Annotated in this window: 21 protein-coding genes; 5 read left to right on the top strand and 16 right to left on the bottom strand. The window is 59.1% G+C overall.

Annotated elements, in window-relative coordinates:
- Positions 1-27: 27 nt before the first annotated feature.
- Positions 28-1,065, top strand: a complete 1,038-nt coding sequence (gene mgrA / locus EGJ27_RS21000) for an L-glyceraldehyde 3-phosphate reductase (protein WP_125832666.1) — start codon at positions 28-30, stop codon at positions 1,063-1,065.
- Positions 1,066-1,146: 81 nt separating this feature from the next.
- Here the strand turns inward: mgrA and ntrC are convergent, their stop codons facing one another.
- From ntrC to glnA, 7 genes are all read right to left on the bottom strand, one after another.
- The gene (gene ntrC, locus EGJ27_RS20995; protein ID WP_125832665.1) at positions 1,147-2,583 is read right to left on the bottom strand and encodes a nitrogen regulation protein NR(I); all 1,437 of its coding nucleotides are present in this window, start codon (positions 2,581-2,583) and stop codon (positions 1,147-1,149) included.
- A complete protein-coding gene (gene glnL, locus EGJ27_RS20990; RefSeq protein ID WP_125832664.1) occupies positions 2,580-3,665 on the bottom strand; it encodes a nitrogen regulation protein NR(II) in 1,086 nt (361 codons plus the stop codon). Before glnL ends, ntrC begins: the two co-directional genes overlap by 4 nt.
- A 312-nt stretch (positions 3,666-3,977) precedes the next feature.
- Entirely contained in the window at positions 3,978-4,610 is a 633-nt protein-coding gene (locus tag EGJ27_RS20985) for a DUF4124 domain-containing protein (RefSeq protein ID WP_125832663.1), read from the bottom strand.
- A complete protein-coding gene (locus EGJ27_RS20980; protein ID WP_125832662.1) occupies positions 4,594-5,115 on the bottom strand; it encodes a DUF4124 domain-containing protein in 522 nt (173 codons plus the stop codon). The genes EGJ27_RS20985 and EGJ27_RS20980 overlap by 17 nt, the downstream gene beginning before the upstream one ends.
- 32 nt (positions 5,116-5,147) lie before the next feature.
- Complete coding sequence (locus EGJ27_RS20975) at positions 5,148-5,522, bottom strand: cupin domain-containing protein (RefSeq protein WP_371920875.1); 375 nt, start codon at positions 5,520-5,522, stop codon at positions 5,148-5,150.
- 154 nt (positions 5,523-5,676) lie between these two features.
- Positions 5,677-6,234 carry a chorismate mutase gene (locus EGJ27_RS20970; protein WP_125832660.1) on the bottom strand — a complete coding sequence of 186 codons (558 nt, stop codon included), beginning with the start codon at positions 6,232-6,234 and terminating at the stop codon, positions 5,677-5,679.
- 212 nt (positions 6,235-6,446) lie between these two features.
- Entirely contained in the window at positions 6,447-7,853 is a 1,407-nt protein-coding gene (gene glnA / locus EGJ27_RS20965; protein WP_125832659.1) for a glutamate--ammonia ligase, read from the bottom strand.
- 333 nt (positions 7,854-8,186) lie between these two features.
- On the opposite strand from glnA, the gene thiI reads away from it, so the two are divergent.
- Positions 8,187-9,641, top strand: coding sequence for a tRNA uracil 4-sulfurtransferase ThiI (thiI, locus tag EGJ27_RS20955; RefSeq protein ID WP_125832658.1), 1,455 nt, complete (start codon positions 8,187-8,189; stop codon positions 9,639-9,641).
- A 143-nt stretch (positions 9,642-9,784) separates the two neighbouring features.
- Positions 9,785-11,605, top strand: coding sequence for a translational GTPase TypA (gene typA / locus EGJ27_RS20950; RefSeq protein WP_125832657.1), 1,821 nt, complete (start codon positions 9,785-9,787; stop codon positions 11,603-11,605).
- A 170-nt stretch (positions 11,606-11,775) separates the two neighbouring features.
- Here the strand turns inward: typA and EGJ27_RS20945 are convergent, their stop codons facing one another.
- From EGJ27_RS20945 to EGJ27_RS20935, 3 genes are all read right to left on the bottom strand, one after another.
- Entirely contained in the window at positions 11,776-12,231 is a 456-nt protein-coding gene (locus tag EGJ27_RS20945) for a YkgJ family cysteine cluster protein (protein ID WP_125832656.1), read from the bottom strand.
- A 173-nt stretch (positions 12,232-12,404) separates the two neighbouring features.
- On the bottom strand, positions 12,405-13,793 hold the full coding sequence (locus EGJ27_RS20940; protein WP_125832655.1) for a DUF3482 domain-containing protein: 1,389 nt from the start codon (positions 13,791-13,793) through the stop codon (positions 12,405-12,407).
- Complete coding sequence (locus EGJ27_RS20935; RefSeq protein WP_125832654.1) at positions 13,786-15,165, bottom strand: DUF2868 domain-containing protein; 1,380 nt, start codon at positions 15,163-15,165, stop codon at positions 13,786-13,788. Before EGJ27_RS20935 ends, EGJ27_RS20940 begins: the two co-directional genes overlap by 8 nt.
- Before the next feature lie 111 nt (positions 15,166-15,276).
- Between EGJ27_RS20935 and EGJ27_RS20930 the strand changes: the two genes are divergently transcribed.
- Positions 15,277-15,792, top strand: coding sequence for a dihydrofolate reductase (locus tag EGJ27_RS20930; protein WP_125832653.1), 516 nt, complete (start codon positions 15,277-15,279; stop codon positions 15,790-15,792).
- A gap of 96 nt (positions 15,793-15,888) precedes the next feature.
- On the opposite strand, the gene ilvD is transcribed toward EGJ27_RS20930, so the two are convergent.
- From ilvD to EGJ27_RS20900, 6 genes are all read right to left on the bottom strand, one after another.
- Complete coding sequence (gene ilvD, locus EGJ27_RS20925; RefSeq protein WP_125832652.1) at positions 15,889-17,736, bottom strand: dihydroxy-acid dehydratase; 1,848 nt, start codon at positions 17,734-17,736, stop codon at positions 15,889-15,891.
- 451 nt (positions 17,737-18,187) lie between these two features.
- Positions 18,188-19,393 (bottom strand): MFS transporter, encoded by a 1,206-nt coding sequence (locus tag EGJ27_RS20920; RefSeq protein ID WP_125832651.1) that lies wholly within the window; start codon positions 19,391-19,393, stop codon positions 18,188-18,190.
- Positions 19,383-20,324, bottom strand: coding sequence for a diiron oxygenase (locus EGJ27_RS20915; RefSeq protein ID WP_158619374.1), 942 nt, complete (start codon positions 20,322-20,324; stop codon positions 19,383-19,385). The genes EGJ27_RS20920 and EGJ27_RS20915 overlap by 11 nt, the downstream gene beginning before the upstream one ends.
- Positions 20,317-21,402: a SagB/ThcOx family dehydrogenase gene (locus EGJ27_RS20910; RefSeq protein WP_125832649.1), complete on the bottom strand. Its 1,086-nt coding sequence runs from the start codon at positions 21,400-21,402 to the stop codon at positions 20,317-20,319. The genes EGJ27_RS20915 and EGJ27_RS20910 overlap by 8 nt, the downstream gene beginning before the upstream one ends.
- A 435-nt stretch (positions 21,403-21,837) precedes the next feature.
- A complete protein-coding gene (locus EGJ27_RS20905; RefSeq protein WP_125832648.1) occupies positions 21,838-23,034 on the bottom strand; it encodes a class I SAM-dependent rRNA methyltransferase in 1,197 nt (398 codons plus the stop codon).
- 86 nt (positions 23,035-23,120) lie between these two features.
- Positions 23,121-23,660: a type 1 glutamine amidotransferase domain-containing protein gene (locus tag EGJ27_RS20900; RefSeq protein WP_125832647.1), complete on the bottom strand. Its 540-nt coding sequence runs from the start codon at positions 23,658-23,660 to the stop codon at positions 23,121-23,123.
- Positions 23,661-23,844: 184 nt separating this feature from the next.
- Here EGJ27_RS20900 and EGJ27_RS20895 point away from each other — a divergent pair, with 184 nt between their 5' ends.
- On the top strand, positions 23,845-24,711 hold the full coding sequence (locus tag EGJ27_RS20895) for an HDOD domain-containing protein (protein WP_125832646.1): 867 nt from the start codon (positions 23,845-23,847) through the stop codon (positions 24,709-24,711).
- The last annotated feature ends 25 nt before the right edge of the window (positions 24,712-24,736 follow it).

Genomic DNA, 24,736 nt, shown 5'->3' with positions numbered 1-24,736 from the left:
CCGCCGACATCCACAAGAGAGGCTTCAATGACTTATATCGCCGCCGAAAACCGCTATGAAGACATGCCCTACCGCCGCACCGGACGCAGTGGGCTGGTACTGCCTGCGCTGTCCTTGGGCCTGTGGCACAACTTCGGCGATAGCACGCCCATCGACACCCAGCGTGCGATGCTGCGCACGGCATTCGATCTGGGCATCAACCATTTCGACCTGGCTAACAACTACGGCCCACCGTACGGCAGTGCGGAAATCAACTTCGGCCGTCTGCTGCGGGAGGATTTTCAGGCCTACCGCGACGAGTTGATCATCTCCAGCAAGGCCGGTTGGGACATGTGGCCCGGACCATACGGCCAGGGCGGCGGATCGCGCAAATACGTGCTCGCCAGCCTGGACCAAAGCCTGCAACGCATGGGGCTGGATTATGTGGATATCTTCTATTCGCACCGTTTCGATCCCGACACTCCGCTGGAAGAGACCGCGAGCGCGCTGGCCACAGCCGTTCAGCAGGGCAAGGCGCTGTACATCGGGATCTCGTCTTATTCCGGCGCCAAGACCCGGGAAATCGCCGCGCTATTGAAAGAGTGGAAAGTGCCGCTGCTGATCCATCAGCCGGCCTACAACCTGCTCAACCGCTGGGTGGAAAAGGATCTGTTGGATGCGACCGAAGAGTTGGGCGCTGGCGTAATCGCCTTTACAGCACTCGCCCAAGGCCTGCTATCCAACAAGTACCTCAATGGTGTGCCTGACGATGCGCGGGTCAATCGTCCCGGTGGCGGTTCACTGCAGGCGGCGCACTTGTCCGAGCAGAACCTCGCTCATGTACGTGCGCTTAATGAAATCGCCCAGCGCCGTGGACAAAGCCTGGCGCAAATGGCCCTGGCCTGGACCCTGCGCGACCCGCGCGTAACCTCTGCCCTGATTGGCGCGAGCCGTCCGGAGCAGATCGTGGAAAACGTGGGTGCCTTGCAGAACCTGACCTTCAGCAGCGAAGAACTGGCCGAAATCGACCGTTTCGCTGTAGAGGGTGGAATCAATCTGTGGGAAAAGCCTTCGCTGGCTGAGTGATGTTCGTGGGGCCGGATCTGTCCGCCTTCGCCAGCAAGGCGGCGATCCGTCTTGCTGGCGAAAGCAAATCATCTATGCCGCCTAGCCTTCGTCTGTCTCGTCATCATCCCCGCCATCGACCTTCATGCCCAGCTCCTTGATCTTGCGGGTCAAGGTGTTGCGACCCCAGCCCAGCAGCACGGCGGCGTCGCGGCGGCGGCCGGCGGTGTGCTTGAGGGCGGTTTCGATCATGATTCGCTCGAAGGTCGGCACGGCGCTGTCCAACAGGCTCGACTGGCCGCGTGCCAGGGCCTGATCGGCCCACTGGCGCAAGGCCTGTTCCCAGTTGGTCACCGGTGCTGCGTCCTGCGGCAGGCTCAGCAGCTCCGGCGGCAGGTCACTGATGTGAACCTCGCGACCCGAGGCCATGACCGTGATCCAGCGGCAGGTGTTTTCCAACTGACGCACGTTCCCCGGCCATGGCAGATGCTTGAGGTATTCCTCGGTCTCGGCCTTGAGCAGTTTCGGCTCCACGGCCAGTTCCTGCGCGGCGCGGCTCAGGAAGTGCTTGGCCAGGGTCGGGATGTCTTCACGGCGGTCCGACATGCGCGGGATGTGAATCCGGATCACGTTCAAACGGTGGAACAAGTCCTCGCGGAACTTGCCGGCCTGCACCAGCGTTTCCAGATTCTGGTGGGTTGCCGCGATGATGCGTACATCGACCTTGACCGGCGTATGACCGCCAACCCGGTAGAATTCGCCGTCTGCCAGCACGCGCAGCAAGCGGGTCTGGGTGTCGGCCGGCATGTCACCGATTTCGTCGAGGAACAGCGTACCGCCGTCCGCCTGTTCGAAACGGCCGCGTCGCAGGTTGGCCGCGCCGGTGAAGGCGCCTTTTTCATGGCCGAACAGCTCCGACTCCATCAAGTCCTTGGGGATCGCCGCCATGTTCAAGGCGATGAAAGGTGATGCCGAACGCGGGCTGTGGCGATGCAGCGCATGGGCGACCAGCTCTTTACCTGTACCCGATTCGCCGTTGATCAGCACGGTGATGTTGGAGTGGCTCAGACGCCCGATGGCGCGAAACACTTCCTGCATCGCCGGTGCTTCGCCGATGATTTCCGGGGTGCGGGTCAGCGTGGGCGGCACGTCCAGGCCTTGTTGTTCCTGGGCATGCTGATTGGCGCGCTTGACCAAAGAAACGGCTTCGTCCACGTCGAACGGCTTGGGCAGGTATTCGAACGCGCCGCCCTGGTACGACGCGACGGCGCTGTCCAGGTCCGAATGAGCGGTCATGATGATCACCGGCAGGCGAGGGTGCTGTTCGCGAATCTTCGCCAGCAAGTCCAGGCCGCTGGCGCCGGGCATGCGAATGTCGGAGATGATCACGTCCGGCTGCTGACGGGCCAGGCGGCTCATGACCCCATCGGCGCTGTCGAAGCTTTGCGTGGTCATGCCTTCCTGTTGCAGGGCCTTTTCCAGTACCCAGCGGATGGAACGATCGTCATCTACGATCCAGACAGTTTCACTACGGCTCATGTCGAAGCTGCTCCTTGTTCCAGCGGCAGGAAGATCGAGAATGTGGTGTGGCCGGGATGGCTTTCACACTCGATCAAGCCCTGGTGCTGGCTAATGATGTTCTGGGTGATGGCGAGTCCCAGCCCTGTTCCGTCCGGGCGTCCGCTGACCATGGGATAAAAGATGGTTTCCTGAAGCTCGGCCGGAATACCGGGGCCGTTGTCGATAATTTCGATCTTGCTGACCAGCCGATGACGGATATGGCCAATGGTGAACTGACGCATTGCGCGGGTGCGCAAGGTGATGCGACCCAGGCGCAACCCGTTCTGGCCGCCGATGGCCTGCATTGCGTTACGCACGATATTGAGCACGGCCTGGATCATCTGTTCCCGATCGATCAGGACGTCCGGAATGCTCGGGTCGTAGTCGCGCACCAACGTGATGCAACCCTGGCTTTCTGCCTCCACCAGACTGGAAACGCGTTCCAGCACTTCGTGGACGTTGGTCATCGCCAGCGATGGCAGCTTGTTGGAGCCGAGCATGCGGTCCACCAGATTACGCAGGCGGTCGGCTTCCTCGATGATGACGTTGGTATAGTCCTTGAGACTTTCCTCCGGCAGCTCGCGGGCCAGCAGCTGTGCTGCGCCACGGATGCCGCCCAGTGGATTCTTGATTTCGTGGGCAAGGCCGCGCACCAGCATCTTGGTGGTTTCCTGCTTGGAAAGCTGGGCCTCTTCCTTGGTGATGCGCAGCAGGCGGTCGCGAGGATGAACCTCAAGCAACAGCAACGTCTCGCCTTTATTGAGGATCGGCGTCACGGCATAGTCGACTGTCAGCGTCTGCCCGGTGAGCGCGGTGAGCATGGCTTCGCGCTTGGTGAACGGGTGAGCCTGTTCCACTGCCTGGCGCAGGGAACTCAGTGCCTCGGCAGACTCGGTGAACAGTTCACTGATGAATTGCCCATGGCTGCGCTGACCGCTGATGGCCAGCAACATCTCGGCCGCCGGGTTCATGTACTCAAGGCGCAGGTCTGCGTTGAGCAGAATGGTGGCAGTGGTCAGGTTATCCAGTAACAGTCGGTGCAGCGCGTCGCTGATAGTCATGAATCGTGTCGACCTCTCTTGGCACATTGCAGGCGCGCAGTGCTGGCGCTGGCTGGTCCTCACAAGCATGGGCCAAGCCGTTTGCACGGCGTTCATCGGCATGCTGTTTCAGAGAAGTTGCAAAAACCAAACCAAGGCTCCGAAAAGAAGCGTTTTACCTAAACAAATGGACCTTTTTTTGCGCGGATGCTCGCATAAGGCGCCGCTTGCCCCACGCGTACGAACCAAATTGGGCTGTCTTGAGGCGCAATGACGCTTATCATGCACCAATACGGTGCCTGTCATGAAGGGTAATTCAGTGGCGGATTCCGGTTAGAAGAAGGGCAGGATGCTGCTCTCTTCCTCGGGCTTGTCCTTGAGAGGACATTCGGGTCGCACGCCGTACTCTTCCTTCTTGCAGGGGTTGGTCTTGCGCTTTTGCGCCAGGGTGATGCGCTGCAAGTGGAACGGCTGGTTGGGCGTCTTCTCCAGAACACGGCCCCATTTATCGAAGATTTCCACCGACACCTGATGGGTACCGCGGTCGATGTTGTGCAGCGCGAACACCGGGCTTCGGCTCGGCTCGCCGATGGGTTGGCCGTCCAGCAGCAGCCGGTAGAGGTGATCGGCTTCCAGTGCTGGTTCGCTGCTGACGGTCACGATCAGGTTGCCGCTGGGGCTGCTGAGCGTCGCGTCCGGTTCCGGTGCCAGAATCCGCAGCAGTTGGTAGTGAAATATCGGGTCGACAGCGGGTGCCACCGGCCTGGCCTGTACCGTTCGGGCAGGTGGCGCACCGTTCATACTGTTGCTGGGCTTGATGTCCAGGCGCTTGGCGTTCTTGTGCGGCTGGTCGGTGAAGACCCGGTTGCCGTTGGCGTCGATATAGGTATAGACATCCGCCAGCACCGGCAGGCTCGTCAGCGCCAGCAGGCACGCCAGCAGGCGAGCTTCAAGGCCGATTGACATGGACTCTCTGCACCGTAAGCGTCATGGTCGGGCTTTGCTGAAGAATGCCCTGAGCATCCTGCACCACGACCGCGAAGCTGTGTTCACCCCGATCGATATTCATCACCTGGAAGCGCGGGATGTTGGACGGCTGACCGTAAGGGGCGCCATCGACCAGCAATTGCATCAGGTGGCCCGACCTCAGACGCGGCTCGATCTTCACCCCGATGATGAAGGTGCCGTTGTTGGCTCGAAGCGCCTCGTCAGTGGGCAGGTCGGTCAGCTCGAGTGTGGTGTAGGCAGCTTGCGGCTGTGCGGTGTCTCCGGCTGGCGCCGGCGGCGGATCGTAACGCCGGGCCGAGGGCTCGACGCTATTGAGTGGCGGCAGCTCGACGGCTTCTGCCTTGGTGCCGTCCGGCGGCTGATTGCTGTAGGCCGTATTGCCGTTGGCGTCCGTGTACTTATAGATCTGCGCGGCCACGGGCAGGCTGATCAACAGCAACAGACAGGCAAGGGATCGACGCATGATGGCTCCGAATGCAGAGGCTGGATGCCGGCTCACTGCGACAGTGGCGTTCCGGGAGTGCCAGCATAAAACACAATCAGCTCGACCGGTTCGCTGCCGGTCACGCCGCGGTGCATGATATCGACCATTTCCGCGAGTGTATCGCCTGCCTTGAGCTGGATCTTTCGCGAGGAGCCCTTGGCCTGCACCGTGATCTGCCCGGAAACGACGTAGGCGGCATTGGGGATCGGGTGCTTGTGCCATTTCATCCTGGTGTTGGCCGGGATGTTGATTTTCAGGATCGTCAGCTCCGGTTGGCCCTTCGGATAGCTGCGGTAAGGCGTGCCATCCCAGGACGACGTGCTTTTCAGCAGGACCTGGGGCGCCACGGAAGGCCGCTTTTTGTCGGTAACGGCGCAGCCGGCCATTATCAGCAGGGTGAAGATGACAACGAGTGCTCTGGACATGCTCGAAACTCACGGGTAGTGGGACGAGCCGCAAGCATGACCGGGAGTCGGACCGCGATGGCGGTAAACATATACCGCACCACAAACGGTCTCGGGCATTGGCATCCTTGGCGCGTTATTGCCTGGCCGCACATAGATCTGCGGTGGCCAGAACCAGCGCCTGATCGTGGATCGGATCGCTCAAATGCTGCTTGAGCCCGGCGTTGAGCACGGCGCCGCACTCAGATGATTCTCGAAGTGGCTGAAAGTCGGCGTAAGCCTGAAGCAGTCGGCCTTGAAGGCGGTCGAGCCGCGGGCGAATGTCCTGCGCCAGATTCGGCCGGGCCATGTCCGGCGCCCGGCCGTCCGCCCGCCACTCGCTCAGCAATGCGTTCTGCACCCGCTTGTTGGCCTCGATCTGCGCGTGAAACAGGCGCTGGACGTCATCGGGTTCCAGCTTGAATTCCACCGCTCGTGCCCGGGCTGCGTCGATCACTTGCTGTTCGCGCGGCGCATCTTCCACCGCCTGGCCGCTGTCCCATTTGCTCAGCGCGACCTGATCGGCGATGGTCAGGCGTTCGCTGATGGCCGCAAGCAGCGGTTCCAGAGTGGTGTGTTCAGGCGGTTGTGCATGGGCAAGGGTGAATGGCAGGCAGGCGAATGTCAGCAGTGAAGCAATAGAAGAAAGGCGCACAGGCGTAATCTCGAATCGGGCTTGTGATGGCTTTGGAGTCGGGCCTGGATGTACAGCCCGGCTCGGTTGTCCTGGACCGCTGGAATGCCGAAAACATAGATGCGTCTGCGTTAATTGTCTACCGCAGCCCGTGGCGCCCTGTGCCGGGCGCAGAAACGAAAAGACCTCCCGAAGGAGGTCTTTCTTACGCCGCTAGAGCGGACGCGACTGGATTAGCAGCTGTAGTACAGCTCGTATTCCAGTGGGTGCACGAAGGTGCGCACGCGGATTTCTTCTTCGCTCTTCAGTTCGATGTAGGAATCGATGAAGTCGTCGCTGAAAACGCCGCCTTTGGTCAGGAACGCACGACCCTTGTCCAGCTCTTCCAGGGCTTCTTTCAGGCTGCCGCAAACTTGTGGGATCTCTTTGGCCTCTTCAGGCGGCAGATCGTACAGGTTCTTGTCGGCCGCATCGCCAGGGTGGATCTTGTTCTGGATGCCGTCCAGGCCAGCCATCAACAGAGCGGCGAACGCCAGGTACGGGTTGGCCGATGGGTCCGGGAAGCGCGCTTCGATACGACGGCCGCGTGGGCTGGAGACGTAAGGAATACGGATCGAGGCGGAACGGTTACGAGCCGAATAGGCCAGCATGACCGGTGCTTCGAACCCTGGGACCAGACGCTTGTAGGAGTTGGTCGACGGGTTGGTGAAGCCGTTCAGCGCCTTGCCGTGCTTGATGATGCCGCCGATGAAGTACAGGGCGGTATCGGACAGGCCGGCATAGCCTTCGCCGGCGAAGGTGTTCTTGCCATCTTTGGCGATGGACATGTGAACGTGCATACCCGAACCGTTATCGCCGTACAGAGGCTTGGGCATGAAGGTCGCGGTGCGGCCGTAAGCGTCGGCAACGTTGTGTACGCAATACTTGAGGGTCTGAACTTCGTCAGCCTTCTTGACCAGCGTGTTGAATTTCACGCCGATTTCGTTCTGGCCGGCGGTCGCCACTTCGTGGTGGTGAACTTCCACGACCTGGCCCATTTCTTCCAGAGCGTTGCACATTGCGGTGCGGATTTCGTGGTCATGGTCGAACGGCGGAACCGGGAAGTAGCCGCCTTTCACGCCTGGGCGGTGGCCTTTGTTGCCGCCTTCCACGTCCTGGTCGGACATCCAAGAGCCTTGCTCGGAGAAGATCTTGAACATGGAACCGGAGATGTCGGACTTGAACTTCACTTCGTCGAAGATGAAGAACTCAGGCTCGGGGCCTGCGAACACGGTGTCGCCGATACCGGTGGACTTCAGGTATTCCTCGGCACGGTGGGCGATGGCGCGCGGGTCGCGATCGTAGCCCTGCATGGTCGACGGTTCGATGATGTCGCAGACCAGGATCAGCGTCGGCTCTTCGGTGAACGGGTCCAAAACGGCGGTTTCGTCGTCCGGCAGCAGGATCATGTCGGAAGCTTCGATGCCTTTCCAGCCGGAGATGGAGGAGCCGTCGAACATCTTGCCGACTTCGAAGAAGTCGTCTTCCAGCGCATCGCGAGCCGGCATGGTCACGTGGTGCTGAGTACCTTTGGTGTCCGTGAAGCGCAGATCAATCCATTTAACGTCATGATCTTTGATGAGTTGAACCGACTTCGACATGGTGTCCTCCGGGTGGCTAAGAGCCCATTTGTATTTTTGGCCCTTTAAAATTTGGTGCTGCCGGCGCGAATACTCTGCCAAGGCAACCTGCCTCACAAGGGAGCAATTTGCATGCCAGTGCCCCGTGTTGGGTTTAATGCCTCAAAGGCAGGCATTTCAGGGATAAAAACGGCTTTTACGGAAAATATGCGCACCTTAATGGCGCCTTGAAATGTTTGAGTGATCCGTTTTGGTGCGCTGATGATCGGCAGTACGATAACTGGTTAAACCTTGAGCAATTTCCGCTATAATCCGCGCCCCCCTTTTTCGACCGGCACCTCACGCACTGTTTCCATGAAACTAATCGTCAAAGTTTTCCCAGAAATCACCATCAAGAGCCCGCCGGTTCGCAAGAAATTCATCCGGCAACTGGGCAAGAACATTCGTACCGTGCTCCGGGAACTGGACGCGGACATTGTCGTGGGTGGCGTGTGGGACAATCTCGAGGTGGAAACCCGGTCTGACGATCCGAAGGTGCTGCAGGGCATTACCGAGCGCCTGAGCTGCATGCCGGGCATCGCCAACTTCCTGCAGGTGGCCGAGTATCCACTGGGCGACATGGACGATATCGTCGCGAAGTGCAAGGAACACTACGGCGATCTGTTGCCGGGCAAGATGTTCGCCGTGCGTTGCAAGCGCGCGGGCAAGCACAGTTTCAGTTCGATGGACGTCGAAAAATACGTCGGCAGCCAGTTGCGCAAGCAGTGTGGCGCTGCCGGAATCGAGCTGAGAAAGCCCGAACTCGTCGTGCGCATGGAAATTCGCGACCAACGGTTGTTCGTGATTCATGACCAGCACAGAGGTCTGGGCGGTTACCCGCTCGGCGCGCTGGAACAGACGCTGGTGCTGATGTCCGGCGGTTTCGATTCCACCGTCGCGGCCTACCAGATCATGCGCCGCGGGCTGATGGCGCACTTCTGCTTCTTTAATCTGGGCGGTCGCGCCCATGAACTGGGCGTCATGGAAGTCGCGCATTTCATCTGGAAAAAGTACGGCAGCTCCCAGCGCGTGCTGTTCGTCAGCGTGCCGTTCGAGGAAGTTCTCGGAGAAATCCTGCAAAAAGTCGATAACAGTCATATGGGTGTAGTTTTGAAGCGTATGATGTTACGCGCTGCATCCGCTGTGGCCGACCGTCTGGAGATCGATGTACTGGTCACCGGCGAAGCGATCTCCCAGGTTTCCAGCCAGACGCTGCCCAACCTGTCGCTGATCGACTCGGCGACCGACAAACTGGTTCTGCGCCCTCTGGTGGCCAGCCACAAGCAGGATATCGTCGACCAGGCGACTGAAATCGGCACCGCCGACTTCGCCCGGCACATGCCTGAGTATTGCGGGGTGATCTCGGTCAACCCAAAGACCAACGCCAAGCGCGACCGCGTTGAGTACGAAGAAAAACAGTTCGACATGGCGATTCTCGAGCAAGCGCTCGAACGCGCCAGGCTGGTCCCGATCGACAAGGTGATCGAGGATCTGAGCCGCAGTGTCGAGATCGAAGAAGTCAGCCAGGCGCTGGCCGGTCAGGTCATCATCGACATCCGTCATCCGGATGCCCAGGACGACCAGCCGTTGCAAGTGCCGGGAATCGAGATACAGACCGTGCCGTTCTATGCATTGAACAGCCGTTTCAAGGAACTGGATAACACGCGCCAGTACCTGTTGTATTGCGACAAAGGCGTCATGAGCCGCCTGCATGCTCATCATTTGCTCAGTGAGGGGCATGCCAATGTGCGCGTATATCGACCGAGCTAAGTGCCCGGGGCTGTTTGCCTGTGGCCTGCGTCACCGGCCCCCCGACACCAGTCGCCAAGCCGTAGCGGCTTTCGCCGACTCTTAACTGTTAATGGCTGTCTGTTTTCAGTCAGCAGACCGAATCCTCTGATCGAGATACACAAGTGATCGAAAATCTACGCAACATCGCCATCATTGCTCACGTTGACCATGGTAAAACCACCCTGGTCGACAAACTCCTGCGTCAGTCCGGCACTCTTGAGCGCAACGAGCTCAACGACGAGCGCGTCATGGACTCCAACGACCAGGAAAAAGAGCGCGGCATTACCATTCTCGCGAAGAACACCGCGATCAACTGGAACGGCTACCACATCAACATCGTGGACACCCCGGGCCACGCCGACTTCGGTGGTGAAGTCGAGCGCGTAATGTCGATGGTCGACTCCGTTCTGCTGCTGGTCGACGCTCAAGACGGCCCAATGCCGCAAACCCGTTTCGTGACCAAGAAGGCTTTCGAAGCCGGCCTGCGTCCAATCGTGGTCATCAACAAGGTTGACCGTCCGGGCGCGCGTCCTGATTGGGTTCTGGACCAGATCTTCGATCTGTTCGACAACCTGGGCGCTACCGAAGAACAGCTGGACTTCAAAGTCGTCTACGCCTCGGCCCTGAACGGTATTGCCGGTCTGGACCACACCGAAATGGCTGAAGACATGACCCCGCTGTACCAGTCGATCGTCGACAACGTACCTGCGCCGTCGGTTGACCGTGACGGTCCGTTCCAGATGCAGATCTCCGCACTGGACTACAACAGCTTCCTGGGTGTTATCGGCGTTGGCCGTATCGCTCGTGGCCGCGTCAAGCCGAACACTCCGGTTGTGGCTATCGACGCTGATGGCAAGAAGCGCAACGGCCGTATCCTGAAGCTGATGGGCCACCACGGTCTGCACCGTGTGGACGTTGAAGAAGCAGCAGCGGGCGACATCGTCTGCATCAGCGGTTTCGAAGAGCTGTTCATCTCCGACACCCTGTGCGATCCAGCCAACGTTGAAGCGATGAAGCCGCTGACCGTTGACGAGCCGACCGTTTCCATGACCTTCCAGGTCAACGACTCGCCGTTCTGCGGTAAAGAAGGCAAGTTCGTCACCAGCCGTAACATCAAGGAACGTCTGGACAAGGAGCTGCTGTACAACGTTGCTCTGCGCGTTGAAGAAGGCGACTCGGCCGACAAGTTCAAGGTTTCCGGCCGTGGTGAGCTGCACCTCTCGGTTCTGATCGAAACCATGCGTCGCGAAGGCTTCGAAATGGCTGTAGGCCGTCCGGAAGTGATCATCCGTCGCGTAGGCGACGTGAAGCACGAACCGTACGAGAACGTGACCATCGACCTGCCGGAAGAATCGCAGGGCGCAATCATGGAACAGATGGGTCTGCGTAAAGGCGACCTGACCAACATGGTTCCGGATGGCAAGGGCCGTGTTCGCCTCGAGTACAACATCCCGGCTCGCGGCCTGATCGGTTTCCGTAACGAGTTCCTGACCCTGACCTCCGGCGCAGGCATCCTGACCTCGATCTTCGACCGTTACGATGTGATGAAGTCCGGCGACATGTCCGGCCGTCAGAACGGCGTTCTGGTTTCGGTTGAAACGGGCAAGGCGCTGACCTATTCCCTGGAAACCCTGCAGGCTCGCGGCAAGCTGTTCGTTGAGCACGGTCAGGAAATCTACGGTGGTCAGATCGTTGGTCTGAACAGCCGCGACAACGACCTGGGTGTGAACCCGACCAAAGGCAAGAAGCTCGACAACATGCGTGCTTCGGGTAAAGACGAAACCATCGCCCTGGTTCCACCTGTCAAGTTCACTCTGGAACAGGCTCTGGAATTCATCCAGGACGACGAGCTGTGCGAAGTGACTCCTAAGTCCATCCGTCTTCGCAAGAAGATCCTGGACGAAAGCGAGCGTACCCGCGCTGCCAAGAAAGCCAAGGCGTGATTTAAGCCTGGCTGAATGAAAACGCCCCCGGTCGAAAGGCCGGGGGCGTTTTTTTATGCCTGCTGAAATTGCTTTTCGTAGGAGCGGCTTTAGCCGCGAAGGCGTCGTTGAGCCTGCCGCCAACCGGCCTCTTCGCGGCTAAAGCCGCTCCCGCACGAAATTGTGGGAAGTCAGAACTTCAGCGGCACGCGGCCGGAATTGGAGTTCAGCGTGCCGCTGCTCTGGCGCTCGACGGCCTTGGGCTTGTAGGCGCAGTAACCTGGGCGCGGCCCGACTTTCGGGTGGTTGCGGCAGGTGTCCGGGCGTTTTTCGTAGATGGTGCACAGGCGACTCTTGCGATCCAGATACAGGCAGTCGTTGTTGCTCATGCGCTGCAACGTGAAGATCTCGGTCTTCTGGTTGTAACGCTCGACAATACCTTCCTTCTGCAAGCGCTTGGCGATGTTCTTTGCCGGTTCACCACGCTCGAATTCATCCACGATCCCGATACGGATCAGGTCCTTGATCTTCACTTCGACAGGCAACGTGCAGCAGCTGGAGATGCAGCCCCCGCACATGTGGCTGGAGTATTTGGCCCAGGTGTCGATGCGATCGAGTTCTGCGGCGGCGATCAGGGTGGATTTCATTTGCGTTCAGCTTCCGGGTGAATCGGGCGCGCGATCATACAGTGTAGGAGCGGACTTGTCCGCGAACCGCGTATCGGGTGGACAGGCGGAGTGCCGGCTTGAGTGGCGAGAGCCTCCACTGAAGACCGGTCCGTTCGCCGGCAAGACGGATCGCCGCCCCGGTGGCCCTACGGCTACGCGGTGATCGTAGCGGCCAGCTCATCGATCGCTTCCTGCCGCTCAGCCTGATTGAGCTTGGGATGCGGGTTGAGCGAAGACCACTGCGGATAGGCACGCGCCTTGTTCAGCGCAGGAGGAAGCTTGCCTTGGCGCCAGGTCTGGTCATCCGGCGCGCTCAATTCCAGGCTATGCACCGCCGCGTGACCACGAACGCCCAGCGCGAACAGCAGGTGCCCCTGACGCAAGGCGAGCAGGCGCAAGACGCCTTCATCCACCGTCAGCTCGCGATGGCCCTTGATCTTGCCCAGCAATCGCCCGCCGTAACTGCGAGCGGTCTGCAAGGCGCCGCCGGCGATAGCGCCAACCAAGGCGGCGGCGCCCAGCGTGACACCGCCAACCATCAGATCGACCCCGGCACCTGCGGCGGCACCTGCCGCGACGCCGCTGCCCACGCGTATGCCCAATTGCTTGAGCGTCTCGGGATTGAACAGGTCATCGCCCCAACGGCCGTCCATTAACGGCAGATCGCTGGTGGTCACGTCATCCTTGCGAAACGCGTACAGCTTGAGCAGCGCTTCCACACAGCGTTGTTCACGTTGCCGAATGGCCTGGCGCAGCGCTTCGACAGCCAGCGCTTCCTTATCGGCACTGGTTTCCACGCTGCGGCGACAGGCTGCGCAGTCGATCAGCATTTCCGCGATCAGCCGTGCCGCGCCATGCCGCCGGGCTTCGCGCTGCGCCTGCTGATCCTTGATCAGGCGCTCCATCTGCGGACGCGCGCTTTCCAGCATCAGTGCCAGGCTTTCATACAAGCGGCGGCCGCCATCCTCGGGCGGCGCGACGCTGTCGAAACGCACCAGCGCGTGCAGGCCAAGCCGCGACAATGCCTCGCGCCAGTCGGCTTCGCGGTGATCGCGGCTGCTGACGAAATTTAGCACCGGCAACAGCGGCCTGCCGCAGCTGGCCAGCACTGCCAGCTCGTCACGGTATTTGGACAGCACCGGTTCGCGGGCATCGATCACGTACAGACCGGCGTCGGAATCCAGCAACTGACGCAGGACTTTGGCTTCCTGCTCGAAGCGCTGTCGGGCTTCGCTGCTGTCCAGGAAGCGATCGAGCCGCGCCGGGCCGTCGAGACGTTCGCCGGGTCGGTCCAGGCGTTCCAGGTAATCGAGCAGGGCGATGGCGTCTTCCAGGCCAGGTGTGTCGTACAGCTCCAGCACCGGCTGGCCGTCTACCGAGAGTCTCGCGCCTTCCACATGACGGGTGGTGCTTGGTCGATGAGAAACCTCACCAAAATGCACATCGCCGGTCAGGGTGCGTAATAGCGAAGTCTTGCCCACATTGGTGTGGCCGACCACCGCCAGCTTGATTGCACGTAACTTGCCGGTGGGCTCATTCATGGCCGGTCTCCAGCCAACCCAGCTGTGCATCGCTGGACCAACTCAGATCAAGTTTTTGCAGGGCAACTTGCCAATCTTCAACGCGCTCCATGTCCAGCGATTGCCCGGCAGGCGCCGGTAGCAGCCAGATCCGGGTCGCCCCGGCGCAGCGCGACAGCTCTGCGATCAATGCCAGGCTGCCACGATCCGGCGAGCGGCGCGGGTCACAGGCGATCAGCAAGCGAGCCGGCGGGTAGAGCGTCAACTGTTCCAGCAAACGGTGGCGGGACTCACGGCTGTCGAGAATGCCTGCGTCTGCCACGCCTGACGGCAGATGCGGCGGCCATTCATGTTGGCCGTCCAGTTCGATGGCGACCAGTAACGCACCGTCGCTATTGGCCGAGCCTGAATGTGACTGGATCTGGTGCAGCTCGGCGGGCGCGGCGTCATTCACGCCCAGCCTTTCGCTACTGGGCATCAGGTGGTCACGAAGTGCCTGATAGTCCGGCAGCTCCAGATCCAGCCTCAGGCTTGCACGGCCACGTTTCCAGCGCCACAGGCAGAACAGCGCCAGAGCCAGTCGCGGCAGGATGCCGTAGATCAGCAGAACGCCGACCAGCCAGGCCGCCCAAGCCTGCCGGGCATTCTCTATGCCCAGCGCACCGTTGCCGCTGGCGCGGATCATGACTTCGTCCGGAATGCTGAAGCCGAGCAGCGCGGGCAGGGCGCCCAGCGTTTGAGTGAGGGTGACAAAGGTGTCGCTGCCCAGAATGGTGGTTTCCCAGACAAACCCATAACGCCGGGTCGCCATCAACATCAGCAGCAATACCAGTGCGCTGACTAAAGCGACCAGCCACAAGCCGTGGACCACCAGGCCCAGCAGCCAGCGATTGAGTCGCCGCCGTTGCAGCAGCAGAATCAACGCGGGTGCCAGCTGTGCTGCCTGTGCGTCGCGGGCCAGCTTTTCGCTGAGCCACAACCACAGGCGGCCCAGTCCGGTATTGCCGCGCCCGGCGAAGATCAGGCCCAACGCCCAGCTGATCAACAGGATCAGGTTCAAGCCAAGCAGACTGCCCAGCGCCCAGAACACGTTGACCGGCACTTGCCCGTCGCCCATGGCCGCAAAGGCCAGACCCGAGCCGCTGACGATGGCCAGGACCACCAAGGCGATCAAGGCCAGCCGCGCGCCCTGCTTCCAGCGGCGCAGCGCATCGAGCATGCCGTCGCGCCGGGCCAGCCACAGGGCACGGTGAGTGATGCGGGCAGTCAGGTCGCCCTCGGCGGCACGGGCGCGGCGGTTGGCTTCCTGGTCATCGAGCGAACCGGCGTGCTGTTCACGCAAGCGCACCGCTTCGGTCAACCAGAGCGTATCGAGTGGAGTCAGGGCAGTCACACAGCGTCTCTTCATCAAATTCAGCGGTGAGCATAACCGCTGTGTTGGGACTGAGCATCGCGTATCTCAGTTCAGTCTTATCCTCGCTCCGGCTCTGATATCCTTCGCGCCATGAAAAGACATCTTCCCCTCAGCCTGATTGCCGCGCTTGGTGAAAACCGGGTCATCGGCGTCGACAATTCCATGCCCTGGCACTTGCCGGGGGATTTCAAGTATTTCAAGGCCACGACACTGGGCAAGCCGATCATCATGGGTCGCAAGACCTGGGATTCATTGGGTCGTCCGCTGCCGGGCCGGTTGAATCTGGTGGTCAGTCGCCAGGTTGATCTGCAACTCGAAGGTGCCGAAGTGTTTTCGTCCCTGGGCGCCGCCGTAGAACGCGCTGAACAATGGGCGACCGAGCAAGGCGCCGATGAAGTCATGCTGATAGGTGGGGCTCAGCTTTATACCCAGGCACTGCCGCAAGCTGATCGCCTGTACCTGACCCGCGTCGCACTCAGCCCTGAAGGCGATGCGTGGTTTCCGGAGTTCGATGCGCAGCAATGGACCAAGGTGTCCGACACCGAAAATCCGGCACTCGACGGCAAGCCGGCGTACAGCTTTGAAGTCTGGGAACGTCAGCGGTAGAGCTTGCCGAAAGCGGATGCAGACTTTGTGGGATGCGTTGAGATATCAACAAAAAGCCCGGCATTTGCCGGGCTTTTGCGTATCAGTCATCAGCGATCAAGGCACCAGCTTGTCCAGCAATGCCTTATCGCGCACCGCGCCTTTGTCGGCGCTGGTGGCCAGCAGAGCGTAAGCCTTGAGGGCGGTGGTCACCTTGCGGGGACGCTTCTCGACCGGCTTCCAGCCTTTCTTGTCCTGCTCGGCACGACGTTCGGCCATTTCCCCGTCGTCGATCAACAGATTGATCGAGCGGTTCGGGATGTCGATCAGCACCTTGTCGCCATCGCGAACCAGGCCAATCGCGCCGCCAGCCGCGGCTTCAGGCGAAGCGTGGCCGATGGACAGCCCGGATGTGCCGCCCGAGAAGCGACCGTCGGTCAGCAGCGCACAGGCTTTGCCCAGCCCTTTGGATTTCAGGTAAGAGGTCGGGTAGAGCATTTCCTGCATACCCGGACCGCCTTTCGGGCCTTCGTAGCGGATGATCACGATATCGCCGGCCTTGACCTCATCTGCAAGGATGCCGCGTACCGCACTGTCCTGGCTTTCGAAGATCTTGGCGTTGCCTTCGAACACGTGGATCGACTCGTCGACGCCTGCGGTTTTCACCACGCAGCCATCCAGCGCGATGTTGCCGTACAGCACGGCCAGGCCGCCTTCCTGCGAATACGCGTGCTCGACGCTACGGATGCAACCGTTCTCACGGTCGTCATCCAGGCTCTCCCAACGGGTCGACTGGCTGAAAGCAGTCTGGGTCGGAATCCCCGCAGGGCCTGCCCTGAAGAAGGTATGCACTGCTTCATCGTCAGTCTGGGTGATGTCCCACTTGGCGATGCCTTCGGCCATGGTCTTGCTATGGACGGTCGGCAGATCGGTATGCAGCAAGCCGCCACGGGCCAGTTCGCCGAGGATGCTGAAAATGCCGCCGGCGCGATGCACGTCTTCCATGTGGTACTTCTGGATGTTCGGCGCCACTTTGCACAGCTGAGGAACCTCGCGGGACAGGCGGTCGATATCGCGCAGGTCGAAATCGATCTCGGCTTCCTGGGCAGCGGCCAGCAGGTGCAGGATGGTGTTGGTCGAACCGCCCATGGCGATGTCCAGCGTCATGGCGTTCTCGAACGCTTTGAAGTTGGCGACATTGCGCGGCAGTACCGACTCGTCGTTCTCGGTGTAGTAGCGCTTGCACAGCTCGACGATGGTACGACCGGCGGTCAGGAACAGCTGTTCGCGATCACTGTGGGTCGCCAGTGTCGAGCCATTGCCCGGAAGGGCCAGGCCCAGGGCTTCGGTCAGGCAGTTCATGGAGTTGGCGGTGAACATACCGGAACACGAACCGCAGGTCGGGCAGGCACTGCGCTCGTACTCGGCGACTTTTTCATCGCTGGCGGTGCTGTCGGCGGCGATGACCATGGCGTCCACCAGGTCCAGCCCGTGGCTGGCGAGCTTGGTCTTGCCGGCTTCCATAGGTCCGCCGGATACGAAGATCACCGGAATGTTGAGGCGCAAGGCGGCCATCAGCATGCCGGGAGTGATCTTGTCGCAGTTGGAGATGCAGACGATGGCGTCGGCGCAATGGGCGTTGACCATATATTCCACGGAGTCGGCGATGATCTCGCGGCTCGGCAGCGAATACAGCATCCCGTCGTGGCCCATGGCGATGCCGTCATCCACCGCGATGGTATTGAACTCCTTCGCCACGCCACCGGCACGCTCCACTTCACGCGCAACCAGCTGGCCCATGTCCTTGAGGTGGACGTGGCCGGGTACGAACTGGGTGAAGGAGTTGGCGATCGCGATGATCGGCTTCTTGAAGTCTTCGTCCTTCATGCCCGTGGCGCGCCACAGTGCGCGGGCGCCGGCCATGTTGCGACCGTGGGTGGACGTTTTCGAGCGGTAATCAGGCATTGGAGCACTCCGGCAAAAAAGGCTAATCAGTGAAGGGAGTGAGCTTCTATGGACGTCCCACGCCAACGGCAGTGACCGCAAGCAGCGACGAAACCGAAAACCACGGGATCACCGTGCACTCGGCCTGAGCTCATAAACCCGCCGGGGGATGACTGGCGATGAATAGGGCTGATTCTACACGCCTGCCACGTGCTTGGCATGGGGCATGGAACAGGCGGGCACCCGGCTCAGCTGACTGTAGGTTGCATAGGGAGTCTGCATTACGGTTTTGTACGTGGGACTTTTCAGGAAGCAGGAGACCGGATTTCCCGGCGTCTGTGGCCGGTAGTCTCTTGTCCCGTGCCGTGGACGAGCGTCGCGGCTGCGAGCCGCTTTGGCCAGGAAATCGGATGAGTTCTCAATTTGTTCCTGGGTGTCCGCTTCATGTGTGCTCCGGTCCGCCGGGAGTTGTTCATGCCTGGCCTTCTTCGACCGGTCGAGCTGCATGCGTAACACGTGCAAGCGCCACTGCCACACCCGATAACAAAAGGAAGGACAACCCTAATCTGAATCCCGGAGCGACGCTGGCAAGACTCAGGAGCGCGCTGAATGCTCCGCCAGCCGTGAGCGTAAGAGTATTAAGTAGCGCGGACGCGGTCCCAGCCTGTTCGGGGAAAACCTCCATAGCCGCTGACGTGGCGGCGGGTCTGGTGATCGTGGTTCCAGTGGTGGCGACTACCATTGGGATCAGAATTCCGGCAACGGAGGCACCTTCGAACAGGTTAAACACCATCAAGCCAACGCCAGCCAGCCCGATGAGCAGCAGCCCCGCCGTTATCTGTTTATGGCGGGCGAGTCTAAAGCCCAGCGCCATAGCCAAAAAACCACCTCCAAGGTAAGCGGCGCCGTAAGCCAGCAATATCAGCGAATACTCAAATTGGGAAAGCCTTAGCAAGTCAAGAAAGATGACTGGAGAAATAACAACAAACGAAAAGTGGCATGAAAATGCGATCGCCACGACAACGGAGTTACCTAGGAAACTGGAACTCTTTATCAACGCGACATAGCGTCTCGTCACGTAAGAGGTTGCTTTGCGAGAGGGAGTGAGAGGCGGGATATCTTTAGTTTGAAATAGAACGAGCAGCGCAAGTGCTGAAAATACGTAAAAACTGCCCTGCCATTCCAGGGCGCGTTGCAGAAAAGTCCCTGCCAACGGCGATAATGAAATGAACACGCCGCTCGCTGTGCCGATAATGATCCTGACACGATCTCGTTCCGCATCGTTATAAATATCCTGCACCAAGGCATTCGCCAGAACGAAGCAACCGCACCCGATCGCCTGAATGGTTCTGCAAAACAGAAATACCGCGTAATCCTGCACGATTGTGCAGGCGAGCGCTCCTGACATTGCTAGAAGGATTCCGATGACCAGCAGTGGCTTTCTTCCTATGCGATCCGACAAAGGGCCGATGATCAATTGCGACATCGCGACAGTCATGGCGAAGAGGCTCAGTGAGAAGGCAATGCTCGATTGGGAAACCTGGAAACTGGAGGAGAGATCCGGAAACGACGGCAACACCACGTCCAGTGGAAAAACCCCCAGCAAGACCATGGTCAGAAGCAAGGCGAGAATCGAAGCCTTCTTTCTGGAGTGCCAGTGTGACGCATTAAAACTCATGCAGGCCCTCTTCGACGAATACGTCGCAGTATGGGCTCTCTAGGAGCATGCCTGAGCGGCGTAGGGTGGCGAAAGTGGCCTGTGCATTGAGTCTTATGCGTTCCCTGGTGGCCGAGGCATCGTTCATCGATTGGATAATTGTGGTGGTATCAACTGCGCCGACCCTCGCCTCCTTGAGTATCCCGCTCAGCCAGAGAGAATCGATGCTGACAAAGATATCCAGGACGCTCGGAAGAATATGTGCAATGTAAGCTTTGGCCTTAGGTTTGCAACGTTTCCATACATAAATGAATGCGCTGGAAAAAAAGCGTGAGTGATTGGCTTCATCTATCAGATGCTCCCGGAACATATTGCTCACGATGCCGACGAGTTTGTGTTGTGTAAGGTCTGCCAGCTCTTTTGCAATAAGAGTCTCGGAAACGAACCCGATGACGAAATGTGTCAGGTGTACTTGGGCGCTATTGGTGTTTCGCAGCAGCTTGTAAAGCTGGGTGATCCGATGGGGAGGTTTTGTGAAACCCTGGTATCCATAGATCGACGAAACCTTTTCGGCCAGTTGGTGAGAAAACAGAGCGTGATACCCCTCGTCTGTATAAAGCTGCAGCGCGGCCGTTTTCATGCTGCCGGGTATCCTTACTCCCAAAGCGTCGTACAGGATCGTCTCTACCGAGCGATTTACGATCAGGTGCTCCAGTTTGACCGTGTAGTCTAGAAAATAGATAAGGTGCTTCGCCGTCAGTTCGATGATCGTTTCACGGCTGACATTGGAAAAATGCGGATGTGACAGGTAAGGGAGCATATTCGGCGGGTACCAATAGCAGTCGCTTAATTCAGATTGCCAGGTGTCCGGATGATTGAGGGGGTTGGGTCGCGCACGCACAGAAGCGCGCTCGTCCCAGTTTCCGATGTCGAACGATGGGTGGTCAGCCATGTTGTTGGCGCTCCGTGTCAAGTGCCCGTCTGATTGATGAGGGAATCCCATCACCTTGCGTCTGCCCGGCTCCTACGAAGAACAGAACCTGCTCATGAGGCGAATACAACACGCCCATGCTTTCCAGAAGCGTTTCAGCGAGCGCCCCTGTCGGCCAAGTACCGAAACCGCGGTCGGTGCAAACCAGCTGGAGAGACTGGGCAACATGGCCTATTTCAATGAGCGCCATTCGGTAGGCTCTGGAGTGCTTGTATTTCCACCATAGTTTGTCCAGGCGGGCTGTCAGAAATACGCCGAAGGGAAGCTCGTCAGCGAAATGCTGACCGCTTACCAGTTCACCCAGCCGTGTCTGGACACCAATAGCTCTCGGCACCAGAGAGTGGTTTTTAGGATTGTAGTAATAAATGCCGGGTTCTAGACCCTGAACGTTTTTGGCATATAGATAACCTTCGGTAGCATTTAATCCACCTCCAGACGGGCTGCTTCTGCGGTGTCTGAATCTGGTCGGAACCAAGGGGTCTACTTGATCTTCCCGCTCTTTTAGATAGCCCAGCGAGAAATATAATATTGTGCTGATATCTGTGAGCTGGATAGAATTATCTTCAAATGCACGGCAAGTCTTTCTTTTGGTCAGGCTGTTGAATAGTGATTTCATTTCCTTGTCGGGTGGTGGTAACTTCAATTCCCTACCTTCAGTGGCTCCATGGTTCTCCACCGGCGGCGTATGCTTTAGCGTGTGTTGGCAATGCTCAAGGTATAGCTGTGCCCATCCCGATACATCGGAGGGTGTTGAATCATAAGGAATGTCTTTGGTGCCAAAGTGGTAAATTCTGGAAAGAATATCCCAGCCCCAGTTTACTTCGGCATCCGGGTGATTTTCAGTGCTCTGAACCAGTCCGTTTGCATAAAGGGTTCGGTCGATGTTGTTGCCAGTATCGAAGAGTTCCGGGTTCGCAGTAAGCGCCAGGAAACGATCCAGAAATTCTCTGGACAGCTGGAATTGCAGATGGCGCATGAAGTCCCAGGCGATAGTTCCATCCGGCCGCATAAGGAAAAACAGATCATGATTGGTTTTCATGGCATGTTTACTCAATAGACAGACGGAGGGCTTTCTCCTCCGTCTGTCTTGCCGCCGGCTATCGGGACTGAATCAGACACTGCAGATTAGCGATTTCTTTCGACTCCAGGGAGATGACTTTCATCGTTCCATTCCTCTTGGTTGTTAACCACTTTTATGCGTGGCCATCCAAGAATAGTCTCGGGAAATTCCAGGTCAATATATGGTTTCGTCAGAAATTTCGCTTTGCTAAGTAGGAAATTATGAGGTTAGTTGCGGAAGTGTCTTACAGATCCTTGTGGTTTCACAATATCCAATAAGCATTAGATGCGGTCCATTATAATGGCCTGTCCAATGTATATCGGTTGGATCTGGTTGGTTTAAGCCGCTACTGCCGCTATCAATGATTCAACCCGGGTCGATCTTTGAAAGCGGCAGTAGCATGGCTGACAGGCATTAGCTATTCGGCAACAACCGGCAGGTAATGCTCTTGATGTAACGAGTTTCGGCGATAGCCGGGTGGACCGGGTGGTCCGGACCTTGGCTGCCGCGTTCCAGCAGCTGGATGTTGCGGTCAAGGTGGCGGGCGCTGGTCAGCAGGATGTTCTGCAGGTCATCTTCCGGCAGGTGCATCGAGCACGAGGCGCTGACCAGAATGCCGTCCTTGGTGAGCAGGCGCATGGCCTGTTCGTTCAGGCGGCGGTAGGCGCCTTCGCCGTTTTTCATGTCTTTCTTGCGCTTGATGAAGGCGGGCGGGTCGGCAACGATGACGTCGAAACGTTCTTCGCTGGCCTTGAGTTCCTTGAGGGCTTCGAAGACGTCGCCTTCGATGCAGGTCAGCTTTTCAGCGAAGCCGTTCAGTGCCGCGTTGCGCTCCACGCCGTCAAGGGCGAAGGAGGACGCGTCGACACAGGTCACATCACTGGCGCCGAAGGCTGCGGCCTGAATGCCCCAGCCGCCGATGTAACTGTACAAGTCCAGTACGCGCTTGCCTTTGACGTAGGGAGCGAGGCGCGCGCGGTTCATGCGGTGGTCGTAGAACCACCCGGTTTTCTGCCCGGCCATGACCGGCGCTTCGAACTTCACGCCATTCTCTTCCAGCGCGACCCATTCCGGGACGACACCGAACGCGGTCTCAACGTAGCGATTCAGGCCCTCGGCATCCCGTGCGGCCGAATCGTTCTTGAACAGAATGCCGCTTGGCTTGAGCACTTGAACCAGCGCAGCCAGAACGTCTTCCTTGTGCTTTTCCATGGTGGCCGAAGCCAGCTGGACCACCAGGATGTCGCCAAACCGGTCCACGACCAGGCCCGGCAGCAGGTCCGAATCACCGTAGACCAGGCGATAGAAGGGTTTGTCGAACAGGCGGTCACGCAGCGACAGCGCCACATTCAGGCGATGCACCAGCAGCGACTTGTCCAGCGGCAGCTTGATGTCGCGTGACAGCAGGCGGGCGCAGATCAGGTTGTTGGGGCTCATGGCCACAATGCCCAGCGGCTTGCCGCCGGCAGCTTCGAGCAGCGCTTGATCGCCCGCCGCAAAACCGTGCAATGGGGTGGCAGCTACATCGATTTCATTGCTGTAAACCCACAGGTGACCGGCGCGCAGGCGACGGTCGGCGTTGGCTTTGAGGCGCAAGCTAGGCAGGGACATGACGTCGCTCCGGAAAAAAGAGCGGGATTATAGCGCGTCATCCCGACGCGCGCCGGGATGACATGAATAAACCGCAACGATGCGGTTCAGGCGCCCAGCGCTTCGATCAGGGCTTGATTGAAGGCGGGGATGTCGTCGGGCTGGCGGCTGCTGATCAGGTTGCCGTCGATGACCACCTGTTCATCGACCCAGGTGGCGCCGGCATTGACCAGGTCGTCCTTGAGGGTCTTGTAGCTGGTCATGGTCTTGCCCTGAACCAGCCCGGCCGATACCAGCAACCAGCCGCCGTGACAGATGACCGCCACCGGCTTGCCCTGAGCATTGATTGCCCTGACGATGTGCTGGGCGTCGCTGTCCAGGCGGATGGTGTCGGAATTCTGCACGCCGCCGGGCAGCACCACACCATCGTAGTCGCTGACCTCGGCGGCCTTGAACGTCAGGTCCACCGGGAAATCGTCAGCGGGTTTGTCGTGGTTCCAGCCTTTTACCTGGCCATCCTGACTGGAAAGGATATCTACCTTCGCACCGGCTTGTTCGAGCGCTTCTTTCGGTCCGGTGAGTTCGACCTGTTCGAAACCATCGGTTACAAGAAATGCGATGCGTTTGCCATTCAGAGCGTTAGACATGGAAACCTCCAGTTGTGAGCTTTGGTTTTGGTGTGAAACACCGGTCGAGACCGTGGTTTTCAACGCCGCTATCACTTAGTCCGAAGCTTGATGGCAGTCAAAGTTCAGGAAATGTCCGGCAATGGCGATAGACCGTCCGAGGTTAACGGGTCAGAATCGATGCCTGACTTCGAGTGAATGACCAATGTCCGAAGAGCTAACTTCCGAGCAGATTCATCAAGCCCTGCAGGGCATCAGCGTTCCGCCACAGCCCCAGATCATGGTGGATCTGCAGATGGAGCAGTACATGCCCGACCCGGATCTGGGGGTCATTGCCAAGTTGATCGCCCAGGACCCTGGGTTGTCAGGCGCGTTGCTCAAGATCGTCAATTCCGCTCATTACGGGCTGACCAACAAGATCGCTTCCATTCAGCGTGCGGTGAACCTGCTGGGCAGCCGTTCGATCATCAACCTGATCAACGCGCAGTCGATCAAAGGCGAAATGAGCGACGAGACGATCGTTACGCTGAACAGGTTCTGGGACACCGCCCAGGACGTGGCGATGACCAGTCTGACTCTCGCCAAGCGAATCGGCTCACAGACTGTGGACGAATCCTACGCGCTGGGCCTGTTCCATGACTGTGGCATTCCCTTGATGCTCAAGCGCTTCCCCAACTACATGGAAGTGCTGGAGGACGCCTACGCCAGGACCGGCCCCGACTGCCGTGTCGTGGACACGGAAAACAATGCGTTCCATACCAATCATTCAGTGGTCGGTTATTACACGGCCAAATCCTGGCGTCTGCCGGGGCATGTCAGCGAAGCGATTGCCAACCATCACAATGCGCTGGCCATTTTTCAGGACGATTCGAGTCGCAATGCGGCCCTCAAGAACCTGCTGGCCCCGTTGAAAATGGCCGAGCATATCTGTGAGTCATATCGGGTGCTGGGTAACCAGGCTGAAGATCACGAATGGGATCTGGTCGGTTCGCTGGTGCTGGAGTACGTTGGCCTGTCCGAATATGACTTCGAAAACCTGAAGGAAAGTATCCGGGAACTGGGCGTGCGCTGATCCGCGCCGCCGACCTGTTCGCGTC

Origin of the sequence: Pseudomonas sp. v388, assembly GCF_003935425.1 — a bacterium.
In the GTDB taxonomy this organism is placed as follows: Bacteria; Pseudomonadota; Gammaproteobacteria; order Pseudomonadales; family Pseudomonadaceae; genus Aquipseudomonas.
The sequence above is the reverse complement of the archived record's forward strand: the minus strand, read 5'-3'. Positions and strand labels throughout refer to the sequence as shown.